The following is an 11,860-nucleotide window of genomic DNA, read 5'->3' as shown; positions in this document are numbered from 1 at the left end:
CACTTTTTTACACGTAATTATCCACTTGTGCAATAAATTTTTAGCAAAGACTTAAATTAATTTGTAACTATTATACAAAAAGTTGAGCCAAGTCCTTTGAGCAAGCGAATAACAATGAGTAAACTACAGGATTCACTCAGAGAGGTGTTGAATGCAACAGCGTGACAAACAACAACAAGATTTTACTTCGCGAGATGTAAAAGTCATCTCGAAAGAAACCTTATTTGAAGGTTTTTTCAAAATGGTGAAATACCGCTTTCAGCATAGGCTATTTGCTGGTGGTTGGAGTGGAGTTGTTGAACGAGAAATGTTCGAGCGTGGTCACGCAGCAGCGATGCTTCCTTATGATCCAAAGACGGACCAGGTCGTAATCATTGAACAGATTCGTATTGGCGCGTTGGAACATGAACACCCTTGGCAGCTAGAAATTGTCGCCGGTATGATTGACCGCGATGAATCTGCTGAAGCCGTAATTCGTCGAGAGGCTGTCGAAGAAGCGGGGATTCAGGTGGGGCGCGTTATACCTGTCACTTCTTATTATCCTTCGGCTGGTGGTTGCTCGGAAAAGCTAGACGTCTTTGTTGGTGAAGTGGATGCGTCTAAAGCGCACGGCATTCATGGTTTAGACTATGAGAATGAAGATATCCGCGTTCATGTCATGAGTCGTGAAACGGCGTATCAATGGGTGAAGGACGGAAAATTTGAAAATGGTGCGTCGATTATTGCGTTGCAATGGCTGCAATTACACCATCAAGAGTTAAAGTCAGAATGGGGACTATCCCAAACGGTGGAGAGTGAGTAATGGCACAATTGGCTGAAAAACAACAATATCATGTTGATTTAGCTGGTCTTATGAGAACGTATGAGACCAACTACGCTAAGTTGAACGCCTTATTGCCTGCTTCTGCCGAAGTTGGGGATGTACGTTGCTACCAAGCGGCGAACATGGTTTACCAATTGACCGTGAATGAAATCACAAAATACACCACAGTTGTTGAGATATGTCAGAGTGATGAAACGCCAGTGTTTCCTTTACCGACGATGTCTGTCAGGCTTTATCATGATGCGAGAGTAGCCGAAGTATGCTCAAGCGGAGAGTTCTCTCGCATAAAAGCTAAGTATGATTATCCCAATGACCAACTGATGCAGAAAGATGAAAAGCATCAATTAAACACATTCCTCGGTGAATGGCTGACGTTTTGTTTACGAAGTGGTATCAGTAGAACACCACTTGCCTTCAATTGATCGTCACGTCACTAAAGGAAAATAACAAATAACGATATAGTGGACGAATCAGGTTTTCATTTTGCAATCATCTAGTGACAGCATCAAACTTTTACAAATTACGGATACTCATCTGTTTGCTACCGATGAGGGAAGTTTGCTAAGCGTAAAAACAGTCGATAGCTTCAATGCTGTTGTTGCTGATGTTTTACGCCGCAACGTGGCGTTTGATTACATTTTAGCGACGGGCGATATTTCCCAAGACCATAGTGCAGAATCTTATCAGCGCTTTGCCAACGGCATTGAACCGCTAGAGAAAGACTGCTTTTGGCTACCTGGTAATCATGATTACAAGCCTAATATGGGCAGTGTTTTGCCTTCGCCACAAATCAAAGCCGCAGAGCATGTGTTGCTTGGCGAGCATTGGCAGTTAATTCTTTTAGACTCGCAAGTTGTTGGCGTTCCTCATGGGCGCTTGAGTGATCAGCAATTAACGCTACTCGAAGAAAAGCTAGCCGAACACCCAGAAAGACACACACTTGTTTTGTTGCATCATCACCCGTTACTGGTGGGAAGCGCGTGGCTTGATCAACATACTTTAAAAGATGCCGAAGCGTTTTGGCAGGTTGTCGAGCGTTTTGATAACGTGAAAGGCATTCTCTGTGGCCATGTTCATCAAGATATGAATGTGCTTCACAAGGGTATTCGAGTGATGGCAACACCCTCAACTTGTGTTCAGTTTAAGCCTAACTCGGATGATTTTGCCCTTGATACCACTTCGCCTGGTTGGCGGGAGCTGCAACTACACGCTTGTGGCGATATTACGACCCAAGTAGGTCGGCTTCCTGATGGCCAGTTCCAACCAGACTTCTCTTCTAACGGCTACTAACGCGCCCGAGCTCTCTGTTCGGGCTCGCTTTTTTGTGCGAGATATCTATGAGTAAACCTTCACTTCTTCTCTATATCCATGGCTTTAATAGCTCTCCACTCTCCATGAAAGCGAATGTGATGAGAGCCTACTGCGAGCAACATAGGCCTGATATTAAGGTGATTGTTCCCCAGTTACCTTGTTATCCTCAGCAAGCGGCGAAAATGTTGTTGGATATTATCGAGCAATATAAAGACGACTATAAAATTGGTCTAGTGGGCAGCTCATTAGGCGGTTTTATGTCAACGTGGCTAAATGACAAGTTTGGGTTTAAAGCGGTAGTGGTCAACCCCGCAGTCAAGCCTTATGAGTTGCTAGTAGATTATTTGGGTAAGCAAACTAACCCATATACGCATGAAACCTATACACTTGAAGCTTGTCATATTGACGAGTTAAAAGCTCTTGATGTACAAAGCATCGCGTCGCCACATTCTTTTTGGTTATTGCAACAAACAGAAGATGAGGTTTTAGACTATCGACAAGCGGTAGATAAGTTTGCAGACGCTAAGCAAACAGTAGAACAAGGCGGTGATCACAGTTTTGTAGGCTTTGAGCGTTATCCTGCACAGATTATCGAATTTCTAGAACTGTAATTCGAAAGCGATTGGAAAAGGCTCATAGTTTTTATTGATATATCCAACCGTTTCTTGACATGGGCGGTATGCTTTCCGACTATGTTTTGCCAAAAGATCTTAAGGGTCGAGGACCCTGGCTACTTTGTTATGCATCATGTTTACAAACTCTTAGTGATGTGAACAGGGTGGCTTTTTCGTTTCCTGAGTATGGGTACGCCCATTGGTGATACTCAGGCAACAAGTAAACTTTGAGAATAATTCCGTATTATGACTGAACAATATAATGCTGGTGCCATTGAAGTACTGAATGGCTTAGAGCCAGTACGTCGCCGACCAGGGATGTATACGGATACAGCGCGCCCAAACCATTTGGGCCAAGAAGTTATCGACAACAGTGTCGATGAAGCGCTAGCCGGACATGCCTCAAAAGTACAAGTCATCCTACATGCTGACCAATCACTCGAAGTGATCGATGATGGTCGAGGCATGCCTGTTGATATCCACCCAGAAGAGAAAGTATCAGGCGTAGAGCTAATTCTATGTAAGCTACATGCGGGTGGTAAGTTCTCTAACAAAAACTACCAATTCTCTGGTGGTTTGCACGGGGTAGGTATATCTGTAGTAAACGCGTTGTCAAAACGCGTTGAAGTAACAGTTCGTCGTGATGGTCAAGTGTATGAAATTGCATTTGAACACGGCGAGAAAGTGTCTGATCTGACCGTAACTGGCACATGTGGTCGTCGCAATCGCGGTACCAGCGTACATTTCTGGCCTGATGCGAAGTACTTCGATTCGGCTAACTTCTCTGTGACGCGCTTAGTCAACAACCTGCGCGCAAAAGCGGTTTTGTGTCCGGGCTTAGAAATCACATTAACCGACAAAGTTAATGGCAAAGACTATAAGTGGTACTACGAAGACGGTCTTAAAGACTATCTTGCGGAAGGTGTAAAAGGCTATCCAGTTATTCCTGAAGAACCATTTACTGGTGAGTTCTTGGCGGATACTGAAGCGGCAAACTGGGCGGTAATTTGGCAGCCAGAAGGCGGTGAAATGATCACCGAAAGCTACGTTAACCTAATCCCAACCGCTCAAGGTGGTACGCACGTTAATGGTTTACGCCAAGGCTTGTTGGAAGCGATGCGCGAATTCTGTGAGTTCCGTAATCTATTACCTCGTGGTGTGAAGCTAACGGGTGATGACGTTTTCGACCGCTGTTCTTACGTGCTGTCGGTTAAAATTCAAGATCCACAATTTGCAGGCCAGACCAAGGAACGTCTCTCTTCTCGTCAAACCGCGGCATTTGTCTCTGGCGTTGTAAAAGATGCGTTCAGTCTTTGGTTGAACGAAAAGCCTCAGCTCGCAGAGCAATTGGCAGAAGTCTGTATCGCTAACGCGCATCGTCGTATGCGAGCGGCGAAAAAAGTCGTACGTAAGAAAGTGGCTTCTGGCCCGGCACTGCCAGGTAAGTTGACCGACTGTTCTGCACAGGACTTAAGTCGCACGGAAATCTTCTTTGTGGAGGGTGACTCTGCGGGTGGCTCGGCAAAACAGGCACGTGACCGTGAATTCCAAGCCGTGATGCCACTGCGTGGTAAGATCTTGAACACTTGGGAAGTCTCTGCCGATCAAGTTCTTGCGTCTCAAGAAGTACACGATATCTCCGTTGCTTTGGGTATTGACCCAGATAGCGACAACCTCGAGAGTCTTCGTTACGGTAAGATCTGTATCCTTGCCGATGCGGACTCGGATGGTCTTCACATCGCAACGCTGCTTTGTGCTCTATTTACTCGTCACTTCCGCGCACTAGTGGAAGCGGGTCATATCTATGTGGCGATGCCGCCTCTGTATCGAATCGACTGCGGGAAAGAAGTGTTCTACGCCCTCGATGATGATGAAAAAGATGGCATTTTAGAGCGCTTGTCGAAGAAGAAAGCCAAAATCAACGTGCAACGATTCAAAGGTCTGGGTGAGATGAACCCACTTCAGTTGCGTGAAACCACCATGGATCCGAACACGCGTCGCTTAGTGCAGTTAACCATTGACGACTCTACGGCGACCATGGAAATGATGGACATGCTGCTAGGTAAAAAGCGTGCAGATGACCGTCGTTCTTGGCTACAAAACAACGGCGACTTGGCAGAGGTGTAACGGATGTCTACAGAAATTACCTACGATGGCGTCGAACAATTGCCAATGCGCAAGTTCACTGAAGACGCTTATCTGAACTACTCGATGTACGTAATCATGGACCGCGCCTTGCCATACATTGGTGATGGCTTAAAGCCGGTTCAACGACGCATCATTTATGCGATGTCAGAGCTTGGTCTCTCTGCATCAGCAAAATACAAAAAATCTGCACGTACCGTTGGTGACGTGCTAGGTAAATACCATCCGCACGGTGATTCAGCGTGTTACGAAGCGATGGTATTGATGGCTCAGCCATTCTCTTACCGCTATCCATTAGTGGATGGTCAAGGTAACTGGGGTGCGCCAGATGATCCGAAATCATTTGCGGCAATGCGTTATACCGAAGCAAAACTGTCTAAGTTTGCTGAAGTATTGCTTGGCGAACTTGGCCAGGGAACGGTTGAATGGCAACCTAACTTTGATGGCACAATGAAAGAGCCACAAATGTTGCCAGCACGTCTGCCTCACATCCTGCTCAACGGTGTAACCGGCATTGCCGTTGGTATGGCAACAGACATCCCACCGCACAACGTTCGTGAAATCGCAGATGCGACTATTCATTTGATCGACAACCCGAAAGCAGAACTGCCGGACGTGATGCAGTATGTCAAAGGTCCGGATTACCCAACAGAAGCAGAAATTATCTCGCCGCAAGCGGATATCGAGAAGATTTACCGCAACGGTCGTGGCAGCATCAAAATGCGCGCGGTTTGGCATAAAGAAGGTTCTGATATTGTTATCACTTCTTTGCCTCACCAAGTATCGGGTGCCAAACTGCTTGAGCAAATCGCTAACCAGATGCGTGCGAAGAAGCTGCCAATGGTTGACGATCTTCGCGATGAATCGGATCACGAGAACCCAACGCGTATCGTTGTGGTGCCTAAGTCAAACCGCGTCGATTGTGATTTGTTGATGAACCACTTGTTCGCATCAACGGATCTTGAGCGCAGTTACCGCGTTAACTTGAACATGATTGGTTTGGATAACCGTCCTCAAGTTAAAGGTCTGGTGCAAATTCTGTCTGAGTGGATCGAGTTCCGTCGTACGACTGTGCGTCGTCGTCTACAACACCGCCTAGACAAAGTCATGGCTCGTCTACACATCTTGGAAGGTTTGTTGGTTGCTTACCTCAACCTAGATGAAGTGATTGAGATCATCCGTACTGAAGACGATCCAAAAGCGGTGCTGATGGAACGCTTTGGTATTACCGATATCCAAGCGGATGCAATTTTAGATACCAAACTTCGTCATCTAGCAAAACTAGAAGAGATGAAGATCCGTGGTGAGCAAGATGAGCTAGAGAAAGAGCGTGAGAAGCTAGAACAGCTACTCGGTTCTGAGCGTCGTCTGAACACACTACTGAAAAAAGAAATCAAAGCAGACGCAGAGAAATACGGTGATGACCGTCGCTCTCCAATGGTTGAGCGTGCAGAAGCAAAAGCGCTGACTGAACGTGACCTCGTACCAAGTGAGCCAATCACGGTTGTGCTTTCTGAGAAAGGTTGGATTCGTCACGCGAAAGGCCATGACGTGGATGCCGAAGGCTTAAACTATAAGTCGGGTGATAAGTATTTAGCGCATGCTCGAGGTAAGAGTAATCAGCCTGCGGTATTCCTAGGTAGTGACGGTCGAAGTTACTCTCTGGAATCGCACTCACTGCCTTCTGCTCGTAGTCAAGGTGAGCCGATTACCGGTCGCTTGAATATTACGGCTGGTAGCAGTATTCGCCAAGTCATCATGAGTGAAGAAGATCAGCTGTGGCTGGTGGGCTCAGATGCAGGTTACGGCTTTGTATGTAAAGGCGCGGACTTGCTGTCTAAAAACCGCAGTGGTAAAGCGCTCGTCACTTTACCTGCCAACTCTGAGATCATGACGCCAAAAGAGATTGAAGATTTAGACTCTGATGAAATCTTAGCAATCACTAACCAAGGTCGCATGCTGCTGTTCCCAATCAAAGACTTGCCACAACTGGCGAAAGGTAAGGGGAATAAGATCATCAACATTCCTGCTGCTAAAGCAAAAGAGCGAGAAGAAGTACTATCTCACTTAATGTCTTTACCAAAAGGTGCATCGTTAACGCTGTACGCGGGTAAGCGAAAGTTGGGTCTTAAACCGTCTGACCTTGATAACTTCCGTGGCGAACGTGGTCGCCGAGGCGGGCTACTACCGAGAGGTTTGCAGCGAGTCACTCGCATTGAAGTTGAGCTAGATGATTCCGATACGACGGAAACACCGAGCGATAGCGAGTAACGCACAAATAAAAATCCCAGCCAATGGCTGGGATTTTTTATGCTTCTTGCTTGTCTTCGGCAATGGTGACTTTCAAGGTCATCTCTTTTCCTTTGCGAATGATACCGACGTCCACGGTGGTGCCAGGACGTAAATCGGTAACGATATCCATAACGCTCTGACGCCCTTGCACTTTATTGCCATCAATGCTGATAATGATGTCCTGCTTTTGGAAGCCTGCCGCATTGGCTGGACCATTTGGATCAATACCAAGTACGACAATACCACCTATGTGTTCATTTCCAAGTAGGCGAGCAGTGACCGCATTAATGTCTTGGCCGTCGATTCCAATATAACCACGAATCACGCGGCCATCAGCGATGATTTTCTGCATGATCTTACTGGCTAGCGGCGCAGGGATCGCAAAAGAAATACCGTAAGTTTCTAAGTCTGTCGCTTGCTGAAAAGAGGCGGTGTTAATGCCGACGAGCTCGCCTTGTGTGTTCACTAGGGCTCCACCAGAGTTACCTTCATTGATGGCGGCATCGGTTTGAATGAATGCTTGACGACCATCGCTAATAGATGAACGACCTGTGGCAGAAATAATGCCGAACGTTGTGGTTTGTCCAAGGTTGTATGGGTTACCGATGGCTAGTACTACATCGCCCACTTGTGGTTTGTAATTAGAGTTCAGAGGGATTACGGGCAAATTCGAACCTTCGACACGCAGCACGGCTATATCAGTACGTTTATCTGTCCCTACGAGCTGAGCCGCTGCGGCTCTGCCGTCTTGTAATGCCACAACAATTTGATCAGCTTGAGCAACCACATGATAGTTAGTAATGATGTAGCCTTTCTCACTAACAATGACACCTGACCCCAGACCTTGAGTCGAGAGTTTACTGCGATCATTCTCAACATACTTACGGCTGTAGATGTTTACCACTGCAGGCGCTGCTCTTCGGACCGCTTGATTAAACGTCAACTCGACTGATGCGATATTAACAGGTTGAGGATCAAGCGCGGCAGGAATTACGTTGTTGCGCAAAGATGGAACCGCCAGTAATACCACTGCGGCAGTAGCCAAGCCTAAAAAGACAGAACGTAATAAAAAGCTGAGCATATCCTCTCCATGCGTGAGCGCCAAAATGGCATCGAAGATGAAGAATAGCATTACATTGAAAAATAACAAAAGGGCAGCACGTCATCGCGCTGCCCTTTTCATTAGTTATTGAGCGATAAGGAAAAGTGATCGAGCCTTATCACTCAGCACTATGCATCGAAAACCTTATTTTCTATCACTTTGAAAGTGGTTAACGAATGACAAGATAAATAGTACGTTCACCACGTTGAATATTAAGAGCCAGTACACCTTTGTGTTTCTCTACGATTGTACGAAGCTCGGCAAGGTTTTTCACTCGTTGACGGTTCACACCGATAATAATGTCACCTTGTTGTAATTGATATTGAGCTGCTGGAGAGTTATCTGCAACGCTCGATACTTTAACACCTTGGATTACATCACTTGGTGTTGTATTGCTTAACTCCGCACCTTTGAGTCCCTCATGTAATGTCTCCGCTTTAGCTTTCATATTCGTAGATTCGCCAAGCGTTACATCAAAGGTTTTATTCTTACCATCTCGAACCACACCTAATGTGATTTCTTTACCTGCGCCCAGTGTTGCCACTTTTGCGCGGAGCTCTGAGAAAGTATTAATCGCTTTGCCGTTCACCGATACAATTACGTCACCGGCTTTTAACCCTGCTTTATCGGCTGCGCTGTCCGGTACGACTTGACCAATAAAGGCCCCTTTACTCGACTCGTAACCCAATGCATCAGCTAGCTCAGAGGTTACTTCGCCACCTTGCACACCCAACATGCCGCGTTTGACTTCACCAAACTCTAGAATTTGATCAGTGAGGTTTTTCATCATGTTTGATGGAATCGCAAAGCCAATACCCACATTACCGCCGTTAGGGCCTAAAATCGCAGTATTAATACCGATCAGCTCACCATTAAGGTTGACCAATGCACCACCAGAGTTACCGCTGTTAATTGCGGCATCGGTTTGGATGAAGTTTTCGAAGTTTTCAACGTTTAAGCCACTGCGGCCAAGGGCTGAAACAATACCCGAAGTTACGGTTTGACCGAGCCCAAATGGGTTACCAATCGCAACCGTAAAGTCACCGACACGCAGTTTGTCGGAATCCGCGACTTTAATCTGCGTTAAGTTTTTCGCTTTCTCTAATTTAAGTAACGCAACATCGGCCATTTCATCACCGCCAACGAGCGTAGCGTCATACTCGCGCCCGTCAAAGAGGCGAACTCGAATCTCATCTGCGCCCTTGATCACATGGTAGTTAGTGACAATATGGCCTTTCTTCGCATCAATAATGACACCAGACCCTAAACCTCTGAACGGGCGCTCTCGCCTTTGTTCCATAGGAAAATCTGGGCCAAAGAAAAATTGAAATTGCTCGGGAATGCGGCTGGTTTGTACTTGTTTACCTTCTACAGCAATACTCACAACAGCTGGGGTCACCTTCTCAAGCATTGGTGCCAAGCTAGGTAACTGTTGGCCATCCACATTCAAAGGTAATGCGGCAGTGGCTTGAACTGGGGCAATAATCGAACCCAAACTCAGAGATAGAACGGTGAGCGCAAGCAGTGGTTTTTTCATCCAATAACTCCTCTTGAAACATGTCTGCCAAAAAGAAATATCCGAACGGTTAGTTCACTTTGTTAATAACTAATATAGGGTCTAGTTCGGACAATCAAAAGGGGAGGCAGTGCACACCCAAGTTAGAGCGAAGGTGAGGGGAAAAAGTTCAAAAAAGGGCCGATACAAATGTATCGGCCCTAGATAGAAGTAAGAGAGGATTATGATGCTTTTGCGGTTACCGCTTCGGGAGCATTAATGATTTCTTTCTCTTGATCCTTCAAAAGACCGGTGGCGCCATTAGCGTAGTCTTTTGGTTGTTCGTTAAACTCTGGTTGATCTTCTGCAATGGTTTCAGACGACATTGCCGTTTTCTTATCAAACGGGTTGTCTTGTTCTGGTAAGTTTGGCAAAAGCTCAGAAGAGGTCTTGGCCATATGTTGGTATAGCTTGGTGTAATCTTTACCTAGGGTGTCCAACATTTCTGCGGTTTGTGCAAAGTGATCGACGAGCTCTTGACGTTGTTGCTCTAATTCAAACTTGGCCGCTTCAAGTTCTTTCTGCACAGACTTTTGTTTCTTGTATTCAGGGGTGGTTAGTCTACTAATGACTACGCCTACGATTGTACCGACCAGCAAACCCACAATGGCATAAATCCAAGGCATAACTGCTCCTTATAGTTGTTTTAACAAGTCTTTTACTACTTAGTTACACGCGGTGCTCGTCCATGTTACTATGGCTTGAACAGCCGATAAAGAAAAATAGCAGTATGTCTTCGGGGACTGATAACTACTTCTCTCTATTCTCAAAGTTGACCCCGAGGTAACCCTTTTCTCTATACCTCTATACGACTTAATACGATGACACCACTACAACAATATCAAAAAGACATAGCAGAACACGGGTTTCAGCGTGATGAAGCTCAGTATCAAGCGGTCGTTGCATTAGACAAGCTTTACCATGCTATCGTTGAATTTCAGTCAGCGCCTGTTCCTCAGCTTTCCAAATGGCAAAAGCTAATGGGGAAAAAAATCGACAAGCCTGAACCACCAAAAGGCCTTTACTTTTGGGGTGGGGTAGGTCGCGGTAAAACCTACCTTATGGATGCATTTTTTGATGCTTTACCGACCCAAAGAAAAATGCGCGTCCACTTCCATCGATTTATGTATCGAGTACATGATGAGTTGAAGCTGTTAGGTGATGTCGAAAATCCGCTATCAAAAGTGGCGGATAAATTTAAAGAAGAAGCCGATGTGGTTTGCTTTGATGAATTTTTTGTTTCCGACATTACTGATGCGATGATCCTTGCAACGCTACTTCAAGAAATGTTCAAGCGGCAGATGATCCTAGTCGCGACTTCAAACATTGAGCCGCAGAACTTATATCGTAACGGTTTGCAAAGAGCGCGCTTTTTGCCCGCGATCGATATGATTTTGGCACGTTGTGAAGTGTTGAATGTCGATAGTGGCGTTGATTATCGCTTAAGAACGTTAGAACAGGCTGAAATATACCATTACCCGCTTGATGAGCAGGCTAGCATAAACCTTAACAAATATTATCAGCAGCTGACTGGAGAGCGTCAGTTTGTTGCTCATCAAATCGAAGTTAACCACCGTCAACTAGCGGTGATTGAAGCAAGCGACGGGGTGCTGCATGCGTCGTTTGCTCAGTTGTGTCAAACTGCTCGCAGTCAAAATGACTACATTGAATTGTCTCGTATTTACCACACGGTATTACTGGCAGATGTTCAACAAATGAACCGAAAAATAGATGATGCGGCGAGACGCTTTATCGCGCTGGTCGATGAGTTTTACGAGCGCAATGTTAAGTTGATTATTTCTGCTGAAGTGCCAATGGCCGATTTATATACTGACGGGCAGTTAGAGTTCGAATTTAAGCGCTGTTTGTCTCGGCTTACTGAGATGCAAAGTCATGAGTATCTCGCGCGTGAACATTTGGCCTAGATCCAATGGGTTCTTAAAAAAGTGAAGAAAAAATTAGTGATTTGGCGCAAAAAAAGGTGATTTTTTCTTCGCTCTTCTCTATAATCCTGCGAC

The 11,860-nt window shown here is 45.8% G+C and carries 10 protein-coding genes; 7 read left to right on the top strand and 3 right to left on the bottom strand.

Annotated elements, in window-relative coordinates; genetic code table 11:
* Positions 1 to 151 precede the first annotated feature (151 nt).
* The 6 genes from nudF to parC all read left to right on the top strand — a co-directional run bounded on the left by nudF (position 152) and on the right by parC (position 7,164).
* Positions 152 to 802: an ADP-ribose diphosphatase gene (gene nudF, locus R8269_RS17635; RefSeq protein ID WP_005379881.1), complete on the top strand. Its 651-nt coding sequence runs from the start codon at positions 152 to 154 to the stop codon at positions 800 to 802.
* A complete protein-coding gene (locus R8269_RS17630) occupies positions 802 to 1,245 on the top strand; it encodes a DUF1249 family protein (protein WP_017633603.1) in 444 nt (147 codons plus the stop codon). Before nudF ends, R8269_RS17630 begins: the two co-directional genes overlap by 1 nt.
* A 61-nt stretch (positions 1,246 to 1,306) precedes the next feature.
* Positions 1,307 to 2,113 (top strand): 3',5'-cyclic-AMP phosphodiesterase, encoded by an 807-nt coding sequence (cpdA, locus tag R8269_RS17625; RefSeq protein WP_167415010.1) that lies wholly within the window; start codon positions 1,307 to 1,309, stop codon positions 2,111 to 2,113.
* A gap of 47 nt (positions 2,114 to 2,160) precedes the next feature.
* Positions 2,161 to 2,745 carry an esterase YqiA gene (yqiA, locus tag R8269_RS17620; RefSeq protein ID WP_017820245.1) on the top strand — a complete coding sequence of 195 codons (585 nt, stop codon included), beginning with the start codon at positions 2,161 to 2,163 and terminating at the stop codon, positions 2,743 to 2,745.
* A gap of 249 nt (positions 2,746 to 2,994) precedes the next feature.
* On the top strand, positions 2,995 to 4,875 hold the full coding sequence (gene parE, locus R8269_RS17615; RefSeq protein ID WP_005387417.1) for a DNA topoisomerase IV subunit B: 1,881 nt from the start codon (positions 2,995 to 2,997) through the stop codon (positions 4,873 to 4,875).
* A 3-nt stretch (positions 4,876 to 4,878) separates the two neighbouring features.
* Positions 4,879 to 7,164: a DNA topoisomerase IV subunit A gene (gene parC, locus R8269_RS17610; RefSeq protein ID WP_017633605.1), complete on the top strand. Its 2,286-nt coding sequence runs from the start codon at positions 4,879 to 4,881 to the stop codon at positions 7,162 to 7,164.
* Between the two features lie 37 nt (positions 7,165 to 7,201).
* On the opposite strand, the gene degS is transcribed toward parC, so the two are convergent.
* From degS to zapG, 3 genes are all read right to left on the bottom strand, one after another.
* Positions 7,202 to 8,266: an outer membrane-stress sensor serine endopeptidase DegS gene (gene degS, locus R8269_RS17605; protein WP_017633606.1), complete on the bottom strand. Its 1,065-nt coding sequence runs from the start codon at positions 8,264 to 8,266 to the stop codon at positions 7,202 to 7,204.
* Between the two features lie 190 nt (positions 8,267 to 8,456).
* Positions 8,457 to 9,824: a Do family serine endopeptidase gene (locus tag R8269_RS17600; RefSeq protein ID WP_025768400.1), complete on the bottom strand. Its 1,368-nt coding sequence runs from the start codon at positions 9,822 to 9,824 to the stop codon at positions 8,457 to 8,459.
* Between the two features lie 200 nt (positions 9,825 to 10,024).
* Positions 10,025 to 10,468, bottom strand: a complete 444-nt coding sequence (gene zapG / locus R8269_RS17595) for a Z-ring associated protein ZapG (RefSeq protein ID WP_005379861.1) — start codon at positions 10,466 to 10,468, stop codon at positions 10,025 to 10,027.
* 195 nt (positions 10,469 to 10,663) lie between these two features.
* Here zapG and zapE point away from each other — a divergent pair, with 195 nt between their 5' ends.
* On the top strand, positions 10,664 to 11,767 hold the full coding sequence (gene zapE, locus R8269_RS17590; protein ID WP_005387411.1) for a cell division protein ZapE: 1,104 nt from the start codon (positions 10,664 to 10,666) through the stop codon (positions 11,765 to 11,767).
* The last annotated feature ends 93 nt before the right edge of the window (positions 11,768 to 11,860 follow it).

Source organism: Vibrio sp. Vb0667 (genome assembly GCF_033391095.1).
The sequence above is the reverse complement of the archived record's forward strand: the minus strand, read 5'-3'. Positions and strand labels throughout refer to the sequence as shown.